The organism is Succinivibrio faecicola (assembly GCF_019448115.1).
In the GTDB taxonomy this organism is placed as follows: Bacteria; Pseudomonadota; Gammaproteobacteria; order Enterobacterales; family Succinivibrionaceae; genus Succinivibrio; species Succinivibrio faecicola.
In genome coordinates this window covers 1-21,809 of sequence record NZ_JAGFNY010000004.1, presented here as the reverse complement: position 1 = coordinate 21,809, position 21,809 = coordinate 1, and the positions used below count along the sequence as shown (strand labels likewise).

At 37.2% G+C, this 21,809-nt stretch carries 21 protein-coding genes and 1 pseudogene; 5 read left to right on the top strand and 17 right to left on the bottom strand.

Annotated elements, in window-relative coordinates:
• Positions 1-24: 24 nt before the first annotated feature.
• The 9 genes and pseudogenes from xseB to J5V48_RS02295 all read right to left on the bottom strand — a co-directional run bounded on the left by xseB (position 25) and on the right by J5V48_RS02295 (position 8,264).
• Positions 25-246, bottom strand: a complete 222-nt coding sequence (gene xseB, locus J5V48_RS02335; protein ID WP_219936692.1) for an exodeoxyribonuclease VII small subunit — start codon at positions 244-246, stop codon at positions 25-27.
• Between the two features lie 16 nt (positions 247-262).
• Positions 263-2,641, bottom strand: a complete 2,379-nt coding sequence (gene pheT / locus J5V48_RS02330; protein ID WP_219936690.1) for a phenylalanine--tRNA ligase subunit beta — start codon at positions 2,639-2,641, stop codon at positions 263-265.
• A gap of 18 nt (positions 2,642-2,659) precedes the next feature.
• Positions 2,660-3,643, bottom strand: a complete 984-nt coding sequence (pheS, locus tag J5V48_RS02325; protein WP_219936687.1) for a phenylalanine--tRNA ligase subunit alpha — start codon at positions 3,641-3,643, stop codon at positions 2,660-2,662.
• Positions 3,644-3,821: 178 nt separating this feature from the next.
• Entirely contained in the window at positions 3,822-4,175 is a 354-nt protein-coding gene (gene rplS, locus J5V48_RS02320) for a 50S ribosomal protein L19 (protein ID WP_219936684.1), read from the bottom strand.
• Between the two features lie 35 nt (positions 4,176-4,210).
• Entirely contained in the window at positions 4,211-4,954 is a 744-nt protein-coding gene (gene trmD, locus J5V48_RS02315) for a tRNA (guanosine(37)-N1)-methyltransferase TrmD (protein WP_219936682.1), read from the bottom strand.
• A gap of 1 nt (position 4,955) precedes the next feature.
• Positions 4,956-5,465: a ribosome maturation factor RimM gene (gene rimM / locus J5V48_RS02310; protein ID WP_255557679.1), complete on the bottom strand. Its 510-nt coding sequence runs from the start codon at positions 5,463-5,465 to the stop codon at positions 4,956-4,958.
• Between the two features lie 162 nt (positions 5,466-5,627).
• Positions 5,628-5,861, bottom strand: a pseudogene (gene rpsP, locus J5V48_RS02305) (30S ribosomal protein S16); the annotation flags it as partial.
• Between the two features lie 173 nt (positions 5,862-6,034).
• Positions 6,035-7,420, bottom strand: a complete 1,386-nt coding sequence (gene ffh / locus J5V48_RS02300; RefSeq protein ID WP_219936674.1) for a signal recognition particle protein — start codon at positions 7,418-7,420, stop codon at positions 6,035-6,037.
• Between the two features lie 109 nt (positions 7,421-7,529).
• Positions 7,530-8,264, bottom strand: a complete 735-nt coding sequence (locus tag J5V48_RS02295; RefSeq protein WP_219936671.1) for a tetratricopeptide repeat protein — start codon at positions 8,262-8,264, stop codon at positions 7,530-7,532.
• Positions 8,265-8,566: 302 nt separating this feature from the next.
• On the opposite strand from J5V48_RS02295, the gene J5V48_RS02290 reads away from it, so the two are divergent.
• From J5V48_RS02290 to J5V48_RS02280, 3 genes are read left to right on the top strand one after another with little or no spacing between them, the layout of a single operon-like run.
• A complete protein-coding gene (locus J5V48_RS02290) occupies positions 8,567-9,742 on the top strand; it encodes an FtsX-like permease family protein (protein WP_219936668.1) in 1,176 nt (391 codons plus the stop codon).
• Between the two features lie 3 nt (positions 9,743-9,745).
• Positions 9,746-10,423, top strand: a complete 678-nt coding sequence (lolD, locus tag J5V48_RS02285) for a lipoprotein-releasing ABC transporter ATP-binding protein LolD (RefSeq protein WP_219936665.1) — start codon at positions 9,746-9,748, stop codon at positions 10,421-10,423.
• Positions 10,416-11,657 (top strand): ABC transporter permease, encoded by a 1,242-nt coding sequence (locus J5V48_RS02280; protein WP_219936662.1) that lies wholly within the window; start codon positions 10,416-10,418, stop codon positions 11,655-11,657. The genes lolD and J5V48_RS02280 overlap by 8 nt, the downstream gene beginning before the upstream one ends.
• Before the next feature lie 87 nt (positions 11,658-11,744).
• On the opposite strand, the gene thiI is transcribed toward J5V48_RS02280, so the two are convergent.
• The 7 genes from thiI to glgC form a co-directional block, all read right to left on the bottom strand.
• Positions 11,745-13,208: a tRNA uracil 4-sulfurtransferase ThiI gene (gene thiI, locus J5V48_RS02275; protein WP_219936660.1), complete on the bottom strand. Its 1,464-nt coding sequence runs from the start codon at positions 13,206-13,208 to the stop codon at positions 11,745-11,747.
• A 58-nt stretch (positions 13,209-13,266) separates the two neighbouring features.
• Positions 13,267-14,043 (bottom strand): FKBP-type peptidyl-prolyl cis-trans isomerase, encoded by a 777-nt coding sequence (locus tag J5V48_RS02270; protein WP_219936659.1) that lies wholly within the window; start codon positions 14,041-14,043, stop codon positions 13,267-13,269.
• Between the two features lie 131 nt (positions 14,044-14,174).
• Positions 14,175-14,756 (bottom strand): hypothetical protein, encoded by a 582-nt coding sequence (locus J5V48_RS02265; RefSeq protein WP_219936657.1) that lies wholly within the window; start codon positions 14,754-14,756, stop codon positions 14,175-14,177.
• Positions 14,749-15,891: a 1-acyl-sn-glycerol-3-phosphate acyltransferase gene (locus J5V48_RS02260; RefSeq protein ID WP_219936655.1), complete on the bottom strand. Its 1,143-nt coding sequence runs from the start codon at positions 15,889-15,891 to the stop codon at positions 14,749-14,751. The genes J5V48_RS02265 and J5V48_RS02260 overlap by 8 nt, the downstream gene beginning before the upstream one ends.
• 61 nt (positions 15,892-15,952) lie before the next feature.
• Entirely contained in the window at positions 15,953-17,065 is a 1,113-nt protein-coding gene (dgt, locus tag J5V48_RS02255; RefSeq protein ID WP_219936653.1) for a dGTP triphosphohydrolase, read from the bottom strand.
• Positions 17,066-17,083: 18 nt separating this feature from the next.
• Entirely contained in the window at positions 17,084-17,326 is a 243-nt protein-coding gene (locus tag J5V48_RS02250) for a hypothetical protein (RefSeq protein ID WP_219936651.1), read from the bottom strand.
• Positions 17,327-17,396: 70 nt separating this feature from the next.
• Complete coding sequence (glgC, locus tag J5V48_RS02245; protein ID WP_219936649.1) at positions 17,397-18,719, bottom strand: glucose-1-phosphate adenylyltransferase; 1,323 nt, start codon at positions 18,717-18,719, stop codon at positions 17,397-17,399.
• 387 nt (positions 18,720-19,106) lie between these two features.
• Between glgC and J5V48_RS02240 the strand changes: the two genes are divergently transcribed.
• Both J5V48_RS02240 and J5V48_RS02235 read left to right on the top strand, forming a co-directional pair.
• Positions 19,107-19,958, top strand: a complete 852-nt coding sequence (locus J5V48_RS02240) for a DUF3737 family protein (RefSeq protein WP_219936647.1) — start codon at positions 19,107-19,109, stop codon at positions 19,956-19,958.
• On the top strand, positions 19,951-21,108 hold the full coding sequence (locus tag J5V48_RS02235) for a MalY/PatB family protein (protein WP_219936645.1): 1,158 nt from the start codon (positions 19,951-19,953) through the stop codon (positions 21,106-21,108). Before J5V48_RS02240 ends, J5V48_RS02235 begins: the two co-directional genes overlap by 8 nt.
• 27 nt (positions 21,109-21,135) lie before the next feature.
• Here J5V48_RS02235 and J5V48_RS02230 read toward each other — a convergent pair whose 3' ends face one another.
• Entirely contained in the window at positions 21,136-21,651 is a 516-nt protein-coding gene (locus J5V48_RS02230; RefSeq protein WP_219936643.1) for a VC2046/SO_2500 family protein, read from the bottom strand.
• Between the last annotated feature and the right edge of the window lie 158 nt (positions 21,652-21,809).

The following is a 21,809-nucleotide window of genomic DNA, read 5'->3' as shown; positions in this document are numbered from 1 at the left end:
GCAAAAAAATAGTAAAGGGTACAGTTAAGGCTCTTTATTCAATACTTTCTGAGCATTCTCTCGAACGACTTCGATTTTTCCAGAAAGTTCTTCAAGACTCTTCTTGCATGATACAGCAAGCTCCATACCCTTTGAATACAGTTCAATAGCCTGATCAATAGGTAACTGACCATCTTCTAGTTTTTTTGTTAGATCTTCAAGAGCAGCTAAGCGCTGTTCCAAAGAGGTCATATTATTATCAACCATGGCTATATCTCCTATATTAAGAACGCAGAGTTGCGTTGAATTTTTCCTTTGCAGCTTCAACAAACTTGGTTGCTAATGCTTCAATCTCAGATTCTTCAAGTGTACGATCCACATCCTGAGCAATAATTGCAATTGCTACAGAACGCTTGTCACCTAAAGACTCATCCTCAAATACGTCAAATACAAAGGCATCGCTTACAATCTTACCACCAAGTTCATATGCTAAAGCTGTTAAATCATAAGCATTTACGTTCTTATCAACAACAAATGCAAAGTCTCTTCTAACAGATGGGAACTTTGAAATTGGGTTGTATGATGGAATATTACGTACTGATACAGCAGAACGAGCAATCTCAAACACACCAACTTTCTGCTTGAAGCCTAAAGCTTTTGCAGTTGTTGGATGAAGCATACCAACATAGCCAACTTTCTGACCATTCTTAAGAATATCAGCACTCTGGCCTGGGTGAAGCATAGGCTCATTGCTTCTTACAAAAGTAAATACATCGCTGTTTGCTGTTACACCAAGTAAAGCTTCAACGTCACCCTTGATATCAAAGAAATCAACTGCTCTGCTCTTAGCATGCCAGCCTTCTTCCTCAATGTCGCCTGCTGAAATACCAGCAACCATAGGTTCCTGTCTTACACCATTTTCAGCATTCTGATCGATAATATAAATCAGTCCCTGCTCAAATAGTCTTACCTTCTTCTGCTGACGATTTAAATTGTATTTAGCAACAATTGAAAGACCTGCAAGAAGACTTGTACGCATTGCAGAAAGTTCTGGTGAAATAGGAGTAGTAAGCATTAATGGCTTAATTGAGCTAAACTCCTTTAAAACCTTTGGATCAGTAAATGAGTATGTAATTGCCTCATTGTAACCGCTGTCAGTCAAAGCTTGTCTGATATCTCTATCAGCAACCACTTCTTCCTTTTCGTGAACCATATAAAGCTCACTTACTGGAGTTACGTTAGGAATGTTGTCATATCCATAGATTCTTGCAACTTCCTCGATGATATCTTCTTCAATTTCAATATCAAAACGGAAGCTTGGTGAAACTACTGAATAGCCACCATCAATCTTCTGAGGATCAAGTTCTAGATTGTGAAGAATTGTGTATACAGTATCGTCATCAATCTCTTTACCTAGGACCTTAGCAATCTTTGCTAAACGAACATTGATGCGCTCGTGCTTTGGAAGATCATCCTCACTTACAGCTTCTGTTACAGGACCTGCACTTCCACCAGCAATTTCAATTAAAAGTTCAGTTGCACGCTCAATTGCTCTGCGCTGATTGTCGTGATCTACACCACGCTCAAATCTATGAGATGCATCTGTGTCTAAACCATACTGACGAGCACGGCCTTTGATAGCATCTGGATGGAAGAATGCTGACTCTAAAAGAACGTCTGTTGTATTATCATCAATACCTGAATTTAAGCCACCAAAAATACCAGCTAAACCAACTGCACCCTTTGAATCTGCAATAACCAATGTATTTGGCTTTAATGAAATCTCTTCACCTGATAAAACAGTCAGTTTCTCACCTTGTGCAGCCTGTCTTACAACAATCTTGTCGTTAAGCTTGTTTAAATCAAATGAATGTAATGGCTGGCTGTACTCAAGCATTACATAATTGGTAACATCTACGATAGGTGAAACAGCACGAATACCACAACGGCGCAGTCTTTCTACCATCCATAACGGAGACTTAGCTTTCTGATTAACACCCTTGATGATACGGCACAGATAGCGAGGACATGCTTTCTTGTCTACAACTTCAACAGGGAAAACATCGTCAATCTTGTTCTCTACAGAGAAAACCTTGTTTGCCTTAAACTCACGACCTAAAAGAACTGATACTTCACGGGCGATACCAACAATACCAAGACAGTCAGGGCGGTTAGATGTCAGATCAACATCGATGATCTTGTCATTTAACTCAAAATACTCTCTGATATCCATTCCTATAGGAGCATCATCAGGTAATTCAATAATACCGTTTGATTCATCTGACATGCCTAATTCCTTGTAGGAACATAACATACCATATGACTCCACACCACGAAGTTTTGCCTTCTTAATATCAATACCATTTACATGAGCGCCAATCAGAGCAACACAGACTGTAAGTCCTTCTCTGCAGTTAGGAGCACCACATACGATCTGAAGATTTTCGCCAGTACCTGCATCAATCTTTGTAACATGCATATGGTCTGAATCAGGATGCTCTACGCACTCTAATACCTTACCAATTACAACATGGCTGAAGTTATCAGCAACATCGCTAATTGAATCTACTTCAAGGCCTGCCATTGTGATCTTATCAGCAAGCTGCTCAGCACTCAGGTCGTTTTCAACCCACTCATCAATCCACTGTTTATTGAAAATCATTTTTTCTATCCAACCTAACTAAGCAAACTGTTTTAAGAAACGTAAGTCATTCTCAAAGAACGCTCTTAAATCATTAACGCCATATCTGAGCATGGTTAATCTTTCTACACCCATACCAAAGGCATAACCTACATATTTATCTGTATCAATGCCTACGTTCTTTAAAACATTTGGATGAACCATACCGCAACCTAACACTTCAAGCCACTTTCCGCCTTTTCTGCGTAAGTCAACTTCAGCTGATGGCTCTGTAAATGGGAAGAATGAAGGACGGAAACGAACCTCAAGCTCTTCTTCAAAGAACTTTAGTAAGAACTCATTTAATACACCCTTTAATTCAGCAAACGAGGTGTGTTCTTCAACAAGAAGACCTTCAACCTGATGGAACATTGGGGTATGTGTCATATCATAGTCATTACGATATACACGACCTGGAGCGATAATTCTGATAGGTGGTTTTTGAGTTTCCATTGTACGCACCTGAACAGAAGATGTCTGTGATCTTAACAGAAGACCGTTCTCAACTGAGAATGTATCCTGTGAAGAACGAGCTGGATGATTTGGAGGAAGATTTAAAGCATCAAAATTATGATAATCATCCTCAATTTCAGGACCACCTACAACTGAGAAGCCCATTGAACCGAAGATTTCTTTGATACGCTCTATAGTTCTGCTGATAGGATGAATGTTGCCATATTCTCTATGGCGGCCAGGAAGAGAAATATCAACGGTTTCCTTAGATAATTTCTCCTGTAAAGCAGCATTCTCAATGCTTGCTCTGCGCTCTTCAACAGCAGCAACTACAGCCTGCTTTGCCTGGTTGATTAGTGCACCACGTTCTGGACGCTCCTGTGCAGATAACTTTGATAGTTCCTGCATAAAGGAGGCAAAAATACCTTTCTTACCTAACAGATTTACACGAACAGCATCTAACTCCTGTAAATTCTTTGCGTTATTTGCTGCCTCAATACCGTCTAATCTGGCTTGTTCTAACTTATCCATTGATATTTACCAATATTTTGACATTTGACGATTAAAAAAAATTAATACTGCGATTATCTCATTTTTTAGGGATAAATGCCAATTTTTAAGAGGTAAACAAGAATAGATTCTAGTATTATAAAAACGAAGACACCCGGATAAACCGGGTGCCAAATAAAGATTATATTCGTAAAAAGAATTAATTGATCTTCTCGCGAATACGTGCTGACTTACCTGAACGGTCACGTAAGTAGTATAACTTAGCACGGCGAACGTCACCACGACGTGTTACCTTAACTGAAGCGATCATTGGTGAGTTTGTCTGGAAAACACGCTCAACACCTTCACCTGATGAAATCTTACGAACGGTGAAAGATGAGTTTAAGCCACGGTTACGCTTAGCAATAACGTTACCCTCAAAAGCCTGTAAACGGGTCTTATCACCTTCAACAACCTTAACCTCAACACGTACGGTGTCACCTGGGTTGAACTCAGGGATGTCTGTACGGATTTGCTCTTTCTCAAGCTGATCAATAATTGGGTTGCTTGCCATTTTGAAATACCTACCATTAAGTAAAAACAAAAAACTTATTCTAAACCATGCTCTTTTTTATACTCAGCAAGAAGTTTAATTTCTTCCTTAGTAAGAGTACGGTTTTCAAGCAGATCAGGACGCCTTTGCAAGGTTCTTCCCAAACACTGCTTTAAACGCCAAGAACGAATCTTTTCATGATGTCCACTCATCAGTACCTCAGGAACCTTAAGACCATTGATTTCCTCTGGTCTAGTATACTGAGGAAAATGAAGAAGACCTTTTGCAAAAGTATCCTCATTGGCATTCTGAATGTTTCCTAAAACACCAGGAACCATTCTTGAAACTGAATCGATGATACACATGGCAGGAAGTTCACCCCCTGACAGGACATAGTCACCGACCGAAACCTCCAGATCGACTTCAGTCTGAAGGACGCGTTCATCAATACCCTCATAGCGTCCTGCTATAAGAATAATTGAGCCCCAACTGTGGAATTTGGTGACCAGAGAGTGATTTAGCTGCACTCCTTGAGGAGACATGCAGACAACTTTTGTTCCATCCGGTGCTTGAGCTTTTGCTGCTTTGATAGCATCTGACAGTGGCTGAACCTGCATAAGCATACCAGGTCCACCGCCATATGGCTTATCATCAACATTACCAAATTTATCTAAGGTATAATCGCGAGGATTTGTGCAATTGACTGTAATCAGTCCATTTTCACAAGCTCTGCGAGTAACCCCGTATTTGGTCACTGCATCAAACATCTCAGGAAAGAGTGTAATTACGCCGAAATACATCTTAGTAATCAACACCCCACTCAACCTCAACTGTCATAGCTTCGAGATCAACTGCTTTGACAATTGGGCCCACGACATAAGGAATTAGAAAATCTTCATTTCTTTCCTTAGCCAGGTGGTCAGAGGGAGACACTACCATAATTGGAGCAGCTCCATAATCCCTAATTCCCGACACTTTGCCGAGCATTACACCTTCAAGACCATATACTGTACATCCAACAAGATCTGCAAGATATATGGTACCTTCAGGTACAGGTGGCAGGCTTGAACGCCTGATCCCTATCTCAGCTCCAGCATAAGCTTTAGCCTCCTCTGGAGTTGAGGCCACATCTAACTTAACGATAAAACCGTTACCATGTGGTCTATATTCTTCAACCTGAACCTCGCGCCATTCCATCCCGCGCTGACGTATAAACCATGGCGAGTAGTCAAAAAGGTTCTCAGGTTGGCTCGTAAAAGATCGAACTTTCATCCAACCTTTTACTCCAAATGAAGAGCCTAAGGCTCCCATTTGACGCGGAGTATCTGCCATATTTAGCAGTTATTAAGCCTGTTCAGCCTGTGCAGCTTCAGCTTCAGCCTTAGCTTTAGCCTCTGCAGCAGCCTTACGAGCAGCAACTGCTTTAGCGTGCTTCTCTTCCTTAGCTTTTAAAACAGCCTCTTCACCCTGCTCAGCTTCCCATAAAAGACGCTTTACACGATCTGATGGCTGTGCACCCTTTGCAATCCATGCATTGATGCTTTCTAAATCTAAACGTAGACGGATTTCTTTACCGTTTGCAACAGGGTTGAAAATACCAACCTGCTCAATGAAACGGCCAGATGTTGCAAAACGACTGTCTGCAACAATAACGTGATAGAAAGGACGTTTTTTAGCGCCTAAACGACGTAAACGAATGACTACCATTTCGCTAGTACCTATATAAAAATAAAAATCATGACAATTGTGACAATTGTCACCTTACAAAAAACAGTTGCCATATTTTACACTTAATTTCAAAAAAATCAAGTTCTCAAATAAAGAGAGTAAAAAAAATAGCAACCTAGAGTTAATCTGACAGAATTTCTGCCAGAAAAAATTTACCTTCTAAACAGGTTATTCATTGCGCCCATGCCTCCCATGGCACCCATCATACCGCGCATTGCACCTGCCATTTTACGAATACCACCCTTACCCATTTTCTTCATCATCTTCTGGGTCATTTCAAACTGACGTAAAAGAACATTTACCTCATGTACCTCAACGCCAGCACCCATTGCTATTCTCTTCTTTCTAGAACCTTTAATGATTTCAGGATGAATTCGTTCCTTTTTAGTCATTGAGTTGATAATTGCTTCCATATGAGCAATACTCTTATCATTGACTTTATCTTTAATCTGCTCAGAAATATTACCCATTCCTGGCAGTTTATCTAGCAATCCAGTCATACCGCCCATCTTCTTCATCTGAGCAATCTGATCTTTGAAATCCTCGAATGTAAAGCCTTCACCTGACTTTAGCTTTTCAGCCATCTTTTTGGCTTTTTCAACATCAGTATTTCGCTGAAGATCTTCAATTAAGGAGAGAATATCTCCCATATTGAGAATACGGGATGCAATTCTGTCAGGGTGGAAAGGTTCAAGGGCAACAACCTTCTCTCCCATACCGATAAATTTGATTGGCTTGCCGGTAATTTCTCTTACTGACAAGGCGGCGCCACCTCTTGCATCACCATCTGCCTTGGTTAATATCACACCAGTCAGTGCTAAAGCATCATTAAATGCTTTTGCTGTATTAGCTGCATCCTGACCTGTCATTGCATCAACAACAAACAGTGTTTCTACAGGATCAGTAAGTGCATGAAGTCTCTTGACCTCATCCATCATCTCTTCATCTACTGCAAGACGACCTGCAGTATCAACAATAAGAACATCATATGCTCTTAACTTAGCTTCTTGAAGAGCTGCTTTTGCAATATCTTCTGGTTTGTCTTTTGGTGAAGAAGGATAACAGTCAACATTTACCTCTAAAGATAAAGTCTTTAACTGATCCATAGCTGCAGGTCTGTAAGTATCCACCGATACCATTAAAACCTTTTTCTTGAGACGTTCTTTTAAATATAAGGCAAGCTTTGCTGCAGATGTTGTCTTACCAGCACCCTGAAGACCTGCTAACAGTATTACTGCAGGAGGCTGATGGGCAAGGTTAATCTCTTGTGTTGTACCACCCATTGTTTCGACAAGTTCAGCATGAACAGCCTTAATGAATTCCTGACCAGGTGTAAGACTTAAAGCAACCTCTGTACCTAAAGTACGCTCTTTAACTCTCTGAGTGAATGATTTTACAACTGGAAGTGCAACGTCTGCCTCAAGCAAGGCAACACGAACTTCTCGAAGAGTATCTTTAATGTTGTCTTCTGTAATACGACCTTTACCGCTTATGTTTTTAAGAGTGCGGTTAAGGCGCTCTGTTAGATTGTCAAACATTAGTAATCCTTAAAAAATTTCTGATAGTTATCAGCATTATAACAGATTATTGTTTTTTCAAAAAACAATGCCTGGATTTGGTCCAGGCATGCAGTATCTTTTCTGTTTTTTATATATCAGGCTCAAAAGCCTCATTTCTTGCAATTACATTCGGAGGTAAGAATTTTTTAAGCTGTGACTCTAAATAAATCTTCTTCATCTGAGAGTATTCATCTTCATACTGGCTGTGGTAAAGCCATGCATAAGCCTCTTCATACAAGGATGGAGAGCCATATCCTCTGATAAGCATATCAGCCCAATTAAGGCGTGCTGTTTTTGAACCTAATGCAGCAGCTGTGTGCATATACTGTTCTGAAAGGGAGAAACTCTTGTGCATAAAAGTTCCCTTTTCAAAATATTCCGCCATCTGAACCATAGCAGGAGCATAACCATCATCAGCAGCTCTTCTTATGTATCCGAGTGCAAGGTCACGCTCTGCCCTAACACATATTCCCTTAAGGAGCATCTGCCCCCAGGCATACATAAAAACAGGACTCTTAACTAGTCTTGCTCTATCTTCAATATCTGCAGTGAACTGGCATCGGTCCTGCTTTAAAACAATATATTCAAGTTTATTGTTTTCAATGATTGCGTTCATGATATCAGGCGTGTACATATCTGTACTTGCATCTTTAGCCTTATTTGTCATGGACGACATGTCAAAAGACTGCAAAGCATCCCTGGCAACCATTGCTTTTGTACTGGTCACCATATCATATTTTGCTGCATGTGAAGTTAAAGGTGCTGAGAAGCAAGCTAAATTAATAGCAATTGCTATAGCACTGAGCTTAAACAATTTACTCATAGCTTCTCCTCTATTTTCTGTAACATTAATTATAGTACAACTATACGGTAATTTGTTTTTTCCAAAATTGCCACTTGGTATTTTATTAACGGCTTAGCAGTAAAAAAGTTTAATTAGGAATGAAAAAAATTTTTTTGAAAACAGAATTTTTTGATTTGCCACATTTTTTCATATATTTGAAGATCTATCGACATATTATTGAGAAGATTTATCTATTGAATAACGTATTATTAACAATCATAAGTTAGCTCATATTTTCTGTGTGTTACAATTAGTGTGTTTGTATTTAATCTAGAAATAATATGTTTTCATACTTAACCTTTAAAATTGCACTCCAGTACATATTTAGGAGCAAAACTCTTAAATTCGCAAAGTTCGTTGCCTTTATTTCTGTAGCAGGCATTGCTCTTGGCGTGGCAGCACTTATTGTAGATACTGCAATAATGCAGGGATTGCACAGTAATCTTAAGAGCAGAATACTCAGTATCACACCACATATAATTGCAGATAACTTTAAGTCTTCTGATAAGCTTCTTGAATTTGATGATGTTCTTGCTGTATCACCATTCATTCAGGAGCAGGCACTGCTGCAAACTCCAGGTGGGCTTTCATTAGTATATGTTCAGGGCATCGATGAAAATAATTTAAAACTGAAAAATGGAATTTTTAAAAGCGATCTTGATCTTGTAAGAATTCCTAAAAAAGGATCTTATCAGCTCAACGCCATGGCTAGTGTCTATCTTGATAACAACATAAGACTGAACACTCAGGCAAGACTCATCAGCACTATCAACTCAAGATATACGCCTCTTGGTATTACTCCATCTCAGAGAATTTTCACTTTGAAATATTATTTTCCTTCAACAAACACAAACAACAGTATCGCAACTGTAATAGGAAACATTGATGATGTCAGAAGGCTGTTTAGACTTAGAGAAAACAGTTTAAAGCTGAGAATATATACAAAAGACGCATTTAAAATTGACAAGGTAAAACAATACCTTGATAAGAATAATGTTTCATATAATCTCTGGAGTGACTATCAGGGAGATTTTTTCAAGGCAATAGCTCTTGAAAAGGTAACAATGACCATAATGCTTGCTCTCATAATTATTGTTGCAGCTTTTAATATCCTGTCTGCACTATCTATGATGGTTACATCCCGTTTGAATGAAATTGCTATTTTAAAAACAATCGGTTTATCTGACACAAAAATAAAAGGAATATTTATTCTGATGGGGCTTATCGTAGGTGTTCTTGGTACTTTTATAGGTGTAATCATCGGAATACCACTAACATATGCTGTTGTTTCCTACATGAATTCTATGGGAACAATGTCAGCTGTCAGCGCAAGTATCGATATGACAAACCTAATTTATGTTGCAATTGGCTCTATACTGATGAGCCTCATTTTTACTCTGTATCCTGCCTCAAGAGCGGCAAAGGCAGATCCTGTATTGAACTTAAACAGAGGATAAATAATGAACAATCCTTTACTACAAGCTAAAAATATCATAAAAACCTACAATGAAGACAAAATCAGAACAAATGTTCTAAAAGGTGTAAATATTGATATTTATTCAAATGAACTGACAGCAATTGTAGGAAAGTCAGGATCTGGAAAATCTACTTTACTGCATATTCTAGGTACATTAGATAAGGCTGACAGCGGAGAGATTATCTATAAAGGTGAAGAGCTCTTAAAACTTTCTGACAAAAAGAAAGCGGCATTTAGAAATATTCATCTTGGTTTTGTTTACCAGTTTCATCATCTGCTAAGTGATTTTTCTGCACTTGAAAATGTAATGATGCCTATGCTTATTGCAGGTATTAACAAGAATGATGCAAAACAAAGAGCACTTGAGTTACTTGAAAAAGTTGCTTTATCAGAAAAAGCAGATTCAAGACCGTCTGAACTATCTGGTGGACAAAGACAGCGTGTTGCAATAGCAAGAGCTCTTGCAAACAATCCAGAACTAATTCTTGCTGATGAACCAACAGGTAATCTTGATGAAAAGAATGCACAGATGGTTTTTTCATTATTTGAAAAACTTGTAAAGGAAGACAAAATTGCCGTTGTCATCGTAACTCATGACAATTCTCTTAGCGAAAAGTGCGACAGAGTTTATACCATGAAGGATGGTATCATCCATGAGTAAGCTAACCTTTAAATTGGCACTTGGATTTTTAAAATCCAAAAAATACGGGCCTCTTGCAAGGTTTATGTCACTTGCATCTACTTTAGGTATCAGTATTGGTGTATGCTCTCTTATTCTTGGTCTGTCAGCAATGAACGGTTTTGAAAGAGAGCTTAAAAACCGAGTCTTAGAACTGGTGCCTTCAATCACTCTAACATCATATGAACCTGAAGGTTATACAAATATCAAAAATATTGTTTCAACCATAAAACAAACAAAACATGTGGTTTCGGTAAATGAAAGTATTGTACTTAAAGGTGCAATAACAGATAGCAGAAGCTTCGTTCCTGCAATGATTATCGGTGTAAATTCTGATGAAAAGCAAAGAGTAATCAACTTTGAAAAATTCACTAAAGAATTCTCTGATGATATTTTATCTAAGCCAAAACAGATAATTCTTGGAAATGGAATTGCAAAAAAACTAAATGTAAAAAAAGGCGATACAATTAAGGTAGCTTGTATTGATAAAGCTGATAATGCTGCTGAATTATCAGCTTTTAATATGCAGGATTTTACTGTTGCTGGTGTATTTAAAACAGCAGGTCAGATAGATAACAATTTTGCTTTTATTTCACTTGATGCAGCATTAGAAATATCAAACAGGGAGTATCCAAATACTATACATATCAAAACAGATGATATGCTGATTGTTAATAATGTAGCTTATGATATTGCTAGAGTAATACCTCAAGAAAGTGAAATTACAACATGGCTTGATACTCATGGAAAACTATACAAAGATATCAATATGATAAGAGGTATTATGTATCTTGCTATGATATTGGTGATTTGTGTAGCTTGCTTTAATATCATCTCCAATCTTGTTATGACAGTAAACGAAAAAAGAAAAGAAATCGCAATTCTCATGACAATGGGAGCTGATAAAAAATTCATTATAAAAACATTTACTCTGATGGGACTACTTAGCAGTTTTAAAGGCTGTACATATGGAATAATTGCAGGAACACTAATATCTCTGTTTACACCATATGTTACTGCAAATTTCGAAAAATGGACTTCAATTCAGCTTCTAAATGAAGATGTCTATTTTATTAACTTTGTTCCTACAGTAATACACATTACAGACATTGCAACAGTAGGATTCTGTGCATTGATAATGGGAACGTTAGCTGCACTCTACCCAGCTGTAAAAGCAGCCAATACAAACATTGTCGAAGAAATTAACAGTAACTGACAAGCTACATTTTACTGTAACAAAAAAGGTGCAATTTACAGTGGTCAGTACAATTACACCTTTTTCTATGTAGCTTACTTAATGTAGTTATTTAGCAGGACGCCAAACCTTTACGTTATGATAGCCCTTTTCTTTTAACTGCTTTGCCTGCATAGTACTCATAACCCCCTGATCGCAGAACAGAGCATAGGTTTTCATGTTATCAAGCTTATTGAATTCTGAAGCAATCTTATAAAAAGGAAGTACAATTACCTCATTTTCAAGATCTTTTAATGGAGCTTTTTCAACATCATCTGGAGCTCTTACATCAATAACCACATCAGATTTCAGAAGATTTTCTACAACCTCAATCTCCGTTTTAAGTTTAGATGTATTTGTTGGAATATCAGTAATATCAACTACCTTCATATTCTCAACAGCCTGCTGTACTAGGCCTTCATCCATTTTTGCCTCTTCTTCTTCAACAAAAGAAGCTGTTGGGCAGACATTTGGATGATCAGATATTACACCACAGTACTCCGGCATGCTTTCAGCAAAGCCTATTGTTCCAATTTCTCTTGATTTATCAATAATATCCTGTTTATCAGCTGTAATTAAAGGTCTTATCAGCAGAACATCACATACGTCATCAATATGAGTTAGATTGCGAAGTGTCTGCGATGATACCTGACCTAATGACTCGCCAGTTACTAGGGCTTCAGCATCAAATTTCTTTGCAACAAGAGAGCCTACTCTCATCATCATGCGCTTTAGGATTACACCTCTTACTCCATGATGAGTTCTCTCTAAAATCTGGCCTACTATTGGTTCAAAAGGAATAGTTACAAACTTTACTCGGTGTGATGAAGCATATCTGTCCCAGATAAAATAGCTTTCTTGTTTTACACCGATTTCATGTGCTGTTCCGCCCATGTTGAAGAACAGATAATTAACTCTGCAACCTCTATGAAGAACATCATAAGTTGAAACACCTGAGTCAAAACCACCTGAAATTAATGAGAAAACCTCGCCTTGTGAACCTACAGGATAACCACCAATACCTAGATGCTTTTCACCTGAAAGGTATGCAGTCTGGTGCTCAATCTCAATATGAATGAGAACATCTGGATCTGAAAGGCTTACACCTTTGTTTTCAAATGCCGCCTTGAATTTACCACCGATAACACGTTCTGCCATCTGTGAATTGAATTCATGCTGACCTTTTCTCTTTATTCTAACTGCAAAGGTTTTGCCTATAATTGAAGGGCCAACTTCATCCTTGATAGTCTCAAACAGATCATCAAGAGTTGTAAATGGATATTCATTTACTTCCATAAAAGAATGAATACCAGGAATTCTAGATAACTCAGTGATTGCTCTATCTTTTGATACAGGAGCATCTTCAGTACCAAATACAGCAACTATCTTGTCCCACTGAGCAAATGCATTTACAGCAATATTATGGTGCTTACACACATTTACAATATTCTGTCTAACCAGTCTTATTAATCGATTACGAACTGGCTTACTCTTGATTGAGATTTCGGGAAAAAGTCTGATAATAAATTTCATAATAAAAATACCAAAAAGGCTCCACACAAGGAGCCTGTATTATAAATCATTTTTATAATTAGTGGTGATGCTTGCCACAGCAGCAGTGATGTTCGCCTTCTTCGTCATGATGATGGTGTTTACCACAGCACTTGTGTTCATCATTCTCATGGTGATGACCGCCACAACACTCATGATCATCGTCCTCATGATGATGACCGCAACAGCACTCATGATCACCGTCTTCGTGGTGATTGTGCTTGTCACCGCAGCCGCAGTGATGTTCGTCTTCTTCGTCATGATGATGACCGCAACGGCACTCATGATCGCTGTCTTCGTGGTGATTGTGCTTGCCACCGCAGCAGCAGCGGTGATGCTCTGATGGACAATGACCGTCTGCATGGGCATGTCCATGTTTTAACTCTTCTTCTGTTGCTTCTCTAACATCATCCACAACAACTAGGAAATTTAAAGTCATGCCCGCTAGTGGATGATTTCCATCTACAACAACCTTATCATCAGTAATTTCTTTGATTACAACAGCCATAGGACCGTTTGAGCTGTCTGCTTCAAAAACATTGCCAACAGCTATATCAAAATCACCGAATAATTTTCTATCGATAGTCTGAATCAGGTTCTTATCAATTTCACCATATGAGTCTTTAGGCTCTAAGGTAAAAGCAAACTCATCACCCTTTTGATGATCTAGTAATGCCTGCTCAAGACCTTTAATTAAAAAGCCATGACCGATAAGAACGCATACAGGGGCATCAGCTTCTGTTCTGCCTACGACCTGTCCATCAGTCTTAGTAACTGTATAGCTGATGGTTGCAACTGTATCCTTGGTAATTTTCATATTAGTTTTCTCTTATTGTATTCAACTGTTGCCAAATACCTTATTTCATTAAAAGGATTATGTTATAAATAATAAACAAATTCAATACACCAGAAGATGTATAGAAAAACTATTTATAGATATAAAAAAAATTATCTTTTTGAAAGATTACGTACCATTGGTGACAGCCCTGAAGGAGCTGCATGACCATCTTGATTATCCGTATCCCTGATGATTTTAAATTTACCTTTTGCTTTTTTCAGTTCAGTCAGAGCTTGCTTATCGAAGTTTCCATCAGAATCAACTATTTTGATTTCTCCATTTGAATCTGACTCAAAATTTTCAAGCTCATTCTTGCTATCTTCATTTGCAACAAATGCAATTTTATAACCATCTGCTGATGCATCAAGATTCAATGAATAATATGGCTTTAAAGAATCAGACAACTCGACTACACAGTTGTCAAATCCTCTGTCTAAGGTTCCGCATGTCTGCAGATATTCAACATCAAAAGTAAATTCTTCTAATGCTAATGTTCTTATCTGTTTATAGTCATGCTCAATTGCAGGCAAAACAGTCTCTTGCTGTACAGATTCTAAAACCTTTGATCTCTGTACAGTCTTCTTGTCATTGTCTACCATGCAGCCACAGATTAGACATCCGAATGCTACTGATAGGCACAGTACACGGAAGTAACTAATTTTTCCGTCTGCGTTATAAACAGGATTAAACATTCTTTAATGCATTTTCCTTATTTTTTACTGGAGCAGCATACATTGCCTTGATGAGCTCACGTAAATGCTCTGGATACTGATTGATTCTCTGAAGAAACTTTTCTTTCTCTTGTGATGATACACCAACATCAGTACCAGAACTCAATAGTGAACTTGGATATAGCTCATAATTTGACCAAATAAATTTGTCAATTATAGCTGCAAGCTCTTCTACAGTTTCAAAACCATCCTTAATAGGCTCACCTGCAACAAGCTTTACTCTACCTTTATACTCACGAATACCTCGAGCAATGGTATCAATATCCTCAAACTGATCTTTCTTGTACTCGCCGTTTGCTTTTTTCTGATAAAGCTCATTTGCCTTATTCAGATCGTTAGGATCATATTCGTATGTAATTGAAACAGGGATGATATTAAGTGATTTCATGTATGAAGCAAAATCCATTTTTTTCTGACGTCCATAAAGGCCAATCATTTTTAAAACGGCTTCTTCAGTCTTGTCGTTACCATCTTTTGCTCTACCCTCACGCTGTGCAATCCATACAGAGTTGCCCTCTTCAATAGATAAGCCAATATATGAGGATAGCTGGTTGAATGCCTTAAGTTTTTCACGAGGAGCCTCTATTGATCGCTTTACAATGAAACTCTTGTTAAGTCTCATAAGTGAGGTTGCAGCAGGCATTCTCAAGAGATTATCACCAATTGCAATTCTTACAGTATCTAACTTAGATTCAAACAGTGCATAGTCAATATAAGCAGGATCTAACGAAATATCTCTGTGATTTGAGATAAAAAGATAACCTTTGTTCTTCTCGAGGCGATCAAAACCGACAAGCTCAACGCCGTCAGTTGTTTTTTCAGACATATTCTTAACAAAATCAGCTACGATTAACTGAAAATCGCGAATTGTCTTGATATTCTTAATCTTTTTAGACAGATATGCTTTAACAAGAGGCTTTAAGATAAATGAGAATGGCTTGTATGCAACAGGATATCTGAACTTTAGAATACTGTTCAGTACAAGATCATCTGAAACAATCTTCTTCAGCTCGCTTTGAACCTCATCATCACGACATGGTCTGATGTCATCAAAAACAGGATCGTTACTTGTTAATTTAATCTGATCGTTGCTCATATTTATTAATCCATACAATTTAATATGTGAGCTATTCTATCAAAAAAACGAATAAATTGTGTTAATTGATTCCGCTTAATATCTTGTATTCTGATTCTGCAAAGGTATCTGTCATACCAGATATATAATCCACAATAAGACGTATACGCAGATAAATTTCACTGAATTTACCAAGTTCAAGACTCTTAAGATATGTTTCCTTATGACGTCTTGAAATTCTTGATGCTATGCGCATACAGAAAGGATCTCCACCTTGGGCTAACAATTCTTTTACAAATACTTCATGTCTTTCAAAAAGCAATGACTCATAATGTTTTAAAAGACCTTTAATATAGCTTGATCCTGACAGGTCAAGTGTCTGAACTTCAAAGTGGTTATATACCTTCTGATATTCAAAACTCTTAAGCATTTTCAAAACCGTGATACCAGGATAGTATTCGGTTGAAAAATCAGGCTCTCCAGTCTGAATAAAGTAATCTAAATTTGATGCAACAGCTTTTGCAAAATCTCTTATTACATAATATGACACAACATCTCTTAGATAGAATAGAGCCTGAGTTTTACCTTTATTGAACAATTTTTCTATTCTTTCAGGTCCTAAAACATCATGCATTAAAGACAATTCAGGATATGTCAGCAGCTGTTTTGATAAAGAAATGATTGTATGAGGATTTATCAAACCTCTGTCAAAAGCATCTTCAAGATCTGCAAGAACATATGCCAGATCATCTGAATACTCAATTATTGTTGCAAAAGGATGTCTTAAATCCCTGTGGCACTGTTCTCTTATTGCATCTAAAAGATCTTTTTCAGATAGGAATACACCTGCATTTGCATATGACCAGCTAAAATAATCAGATTCAATGCCGTTTGCACTAAACCCCTTTCCATGACCTAAAAGAAGTTCATTTATCGTATTTGGAACCTTTATAACAGATGCATACTGACCTAAAGTCAGGTTAAGATCCTGAATGGTATGACTTAATCTTAAGCCCTGAGCATTTCCATTAAAGGTCTGTAAATCGTCTTTTTCTGCTTTTGTCAGCTCTGCTCCTACTGATTGATCATTCACTGTTTTTTTTAGCCATGTTCTTAACAGAGATTCACCAAAATGACCAAAAGGTGGATTTCCAAGATCATGAAGCATAGAGGAATTATTAAGGCAGTTTAGCATTGACCTTAATATTGGCGACTAATCGACTTCTTTTACTGCATCTACAATTGCAAAGGCAATAAGGCGTGAATATTCTGATACTTCAAGAGAATGAGTCAGACGATTTCTTGAAGCTGCCTTTACATCTAGCGGGAAGACCTGAGTTTTCTGCTGAAGTCTGCGCAACGGTGCGCACATTGAAATCTTTAGGCGGTCCTGTTCTGAACCGAAAGTATAAAGAGGATCAGAATTTAAAAAATTTAAAGTCTGATCCTTGCTCAATACATCTGCTCTAATGCGACTTGCACAAAAGAGCTTTTTGGAAATTTCATCTATTTTCATTAAGTTATATTTAGTAAGACGGCATTGCTACCGGAGCTTTGTAGTTATCAAAATCCTCAAACAATTCTGGTTCTGTCTGGCGGAGTTTTGCAAGCATAGCACGCGTTACTAATGTAACACCACCTTCAGAACGATAGAATCGCCTTGAATCAGCATTATAATCCTCTCCGATAATCATTCCACGAGGTATCTCACATCCTCTATCCATAACTACCTTAGTCAGTCGACAGGCTCTGTGGATGATACAGAATGGCATAATTACAGATTCTGATAAGAAACAGTTAGAATGAACTCTACATGAATTAAACAGCAGGGTCTGGTTTATTGATGAGCCAGAGATAATGCAACCTGCTGAAGCTACAGAATTACGCAGAATTGATGATGATCCGCTGATATCCTGAACCATCTTTGCAGGTGGAAGCTGAATCTGATTTGTCCAGATTGGCCAGTTAAAATCATAAACGTCCAACTGAGGCTGAATGGATGCAATATCCATGTTTGCCTCCCAGTAGGCATCTACTGTTCCGACATCTCTCCAGAAAACAATATCTGTATTGCCTCTGTTTCTGATACAAGATTTTGTAAAATCGTGGGCATGTACCATTCTCTGCTGAACTAGAGGTGGAATAATGTCCATACCAAAATCATGGTGGGAATCTCTGTTGCCAGCATCCCTTGATAGAATCTCATACAGGAATTCAGCATCAAAAACGTAAATACCCATTGAGGCTAATGACATATAAGGATTTGATGGCATTGTAGGAGGATCAAGAGGCTTTTCAACGAAATCTGTTACAAGCCAGTCCTGATCAACATTCATGACACCAAAACCGCGAGCCTGATCTTTTGGAACAGGAATACATGCAACTGTTAGAGGTGAGCCCATTTTAATATGATCGAGAATCATAGCAGCATAGTCCATCTTATAAATATGGTCACCTGCTAAAATCAGCACATACTTTGGTTTATGATCCTTGATAATATCTATATTCTGATAGATTGCATCAGCAGTACCCTGATACCAGTGCTCCTCATCTGTTCTTTGTGATGCAGGAAGGAAATCTATATACTCATTCATCTGGTTTCTGAAAAATGACCAACCAGCCTGAAGGTGTCTTAAAAGACTGTGGGACTTATACTGAGTAACTACACCAATTCCAGTAATTCCAGAATTTACACAATTTGATAAAGCAAAATCAATAATTCTGTATTTACCGCCAAAGTAAACTGAAGGTTTAGCTCTTGTATCTGTCAAAGCCTTCAATCTGCTGCCTCGACCACCTGCAAGAACCAGAGCCATAGTCTGTCTTACGACGTCACGTGCTGACTGCATAAAATGAGTTACTCCCTATATGTTCTTTATTATTCTCGCTAACAGTATAATATTGTAGATGAATATTCTATTTATGAGAGACTTATCTCCACTTTTTGCGATCATTACACATAAAAAAAGAGCATAAATTTAGTATTTTTTTTATGCTTTGCAAAAAGTATGGAAATGTGCATAAAAAATTTCTATTTATATCACAAAGAACAATATCTTATCTTAATTATCAAAAAGTTAGCTATTATTAATGAATTTTTTTTGCATAAGGATATTTGCAGTTTTGTAACAAGCAAAACATTTTTTACTGAAAATTCATTTTTTTATTTTTAATTTTAAAAAAGATTCTTTATCCTATTTATCTAAAAAAAATTACTTAGATCATACAAACAGAAAATGAAGACAATAAGCAATAAAGAATATTCCGGAGAAAGACCTCTTTTTGGGAAAAGCAATATTAAACTCAGTAACATAAGAATTATTGATGGTGAATCAGCTTTAAAAGAGGGGCACGAGATCAGTGCTGAAAAATCATATTTCAATGGAAAGTACCCTTTCTGGCACATTCAGGATCTTTCTATAGATACCTGCGCTTTTGACACAATGGCTAGAGCTGCTATTTGGTATTCTCAGAAAATTAATATGTCTAATTGCGATGTGGTCGCACCTAAAATGTTCAGAAAATGCTCGGATATTAGTGTTTATCAGACTATTTTCTCTGATGCAAAAGAAACATTCTGGGACTGCAAAGGTATAAAAATTGATAACTGCTCTATGAATAATGCAGATTATCTTTTTTTAAATTCTTCTAATATAGAAATCAATAAACTAAAATTAAATGGTAATTATGCATTTCAGAATGCATCTGGCATAAAGATTGTCGACAGTATAATCAACTCAAAAGATGCATTTTGGGAAGCTCAGGATGTCACAGTCATAAACTCTATTATCAATAGTGAATACTTAGCTTGGCATTCAAAAAATGTAACTTTGATAAACTGCACAATAACAGGCAAACAGCCTATGTGCTATGCCGAAAACCTAAGACTTGTTGACTGTATTCTTGCAGATAGCACTGAATTTGCTTTTGAATACTCATCTGTATTTGCTACAATAAAAAGCCATATCGAAAGTGTAAGAAATCCTCTTTCAGGCCATATTCGTGCAACTTCAATCGGAAAAATAATCATCGATGAACACAAAAAAGCTCCAGCTACTTGTGTAATTGAGGAAAACTACTTTGGCTAAGTACAATTTTGATGAAATCATAGACAGACACAATACATATTCTGATAAATGGGATATCGTAAAAGATAAGGATGTTCTGCCTCTTTGGGTAGCAGATATGGATTTTAAGGTGGCACCACCAATCCAGAAAGCAGTTGAAGATCTTGCAAAACACGGTATATATGGATATGGCATTGTACCTGATGAATATTACAAGGCTATCTGTAGCTTTCACAAAAGACACTACAACTGCGAAATAAGTGAAGATTCCATTATTCCAACTCCTTGTATGGTTGGTGCTATAAGTGCTATTTTACAGGGACTGTCTCAGTGTGCAGATGAAGTTATTGTTCAGACTCCAGCTTATAACAACTTTTTCTCCTGCATAAAAAACAGTGGTTGCCAGATAGTAGAAAACGAAATTTTATATTCCGATGGCGTATTCTCTTTAGATTTTGAATCTTTAGAAAAACAGGCCCAATCAGAGAAGGCAAAATTTCTATTACTCTGTAATCCACACAATCCAACAGGAAGATTGTGGACAAGACAGGAATTAGAAAGAATACTTGCAATCTGTAAAAAGCATAATCTCATCGTAATTGCAGATGAAGTGCACTGCGATATCAGACCCAATGGTACTGTATTCACGTCTTTCCTAAATATTGATAAAAGTTACAACGATAGAATTATTCTCATAAGATCTGCAAGCAAGACATTCAATACTGCAGGATTAAAGAATGCATATATTGTCTGTCAGAATAAAGAATTCTTAAAAAGAATTGATAGACAGGTGAATATAAATGAAATCTGCGATGTAACATCTTTTGGTGTTGCAGCAACAATAGCAGCTTATACTCAATGCGATGATTGGATTATTGAGCTTAATGACTACATTCAGGAAAATTACAAAATTCTTTGTACTTTCATCAAAGATAATTATCCTAATTTTAAAGTAGCGAAACTTGAAAGCACCTATTTAGCTTGGGTCGACATGTCAAAACTGAATATGAGTTCAGATATGATAAAAAAAGTCCTACTAGAAAAGGCAAAAGTTTTTATAAATGACGGAGATATGTACAGGTCACCCAATGAAGGATTTATAAGAATAAACCTTGGCTGTACACATGCTACTTTAAAAGAAGCTTTAAACAGATTTAAAAATGCTATATAAAAAACATCAGACTTTTGCCTGATGTCATTATACAGAAACAGATTCTAATCTTTTTGAAGCTCCTATTTCTTCAAGAACTCCAAAACCATCTCCAGTTTCTTTAATTCTTTCGTACTTAAGAGCAAGACCTGCATTCTGCTGTCTTATCTTTTCCTGTTTTAAAGGTGTAAGCTGAGAAAAAACTTCTGGAGAATAAGTTCTTTCGAATGGAACAAGTGGTTCCCCTTGAATGCACTGTAATAAAAAGACCTGTCTGAAACTATCCTTGTTTATAATTTGAGCCATATCAGATGATCTTTCAAAATCGTCTTGCTGGGCATATTTTCTCTGTTCTTTTGGTAAAGAAAACTTTGCTCTTAAATCTTCTTCTTTAGCACTCTCAACTTTATCATGATGCAAAGGATGATCGGTCATATCATGAGATAACATCGCGAGCATAAGATTAAAATCAGCATGGTTCTGTGACTGAATATCATTATTCAGTCTCTGACCTAACTGAAGCTCATCTACTAGCATCTGACTGCGGATCTGCTCGGTTAACATATATACCTCAATATCATACCTATTTAGGTAACGGCAGAACCTGTTTTTTCTTTAACCAATTATCTTAAATTAAAAAAATATTTACGGTGACCAAATGAAACGGACTTTGATCACAGTTTAACCAAGGTTGTAATTCACTTACAATCTGCTTTTTAAAA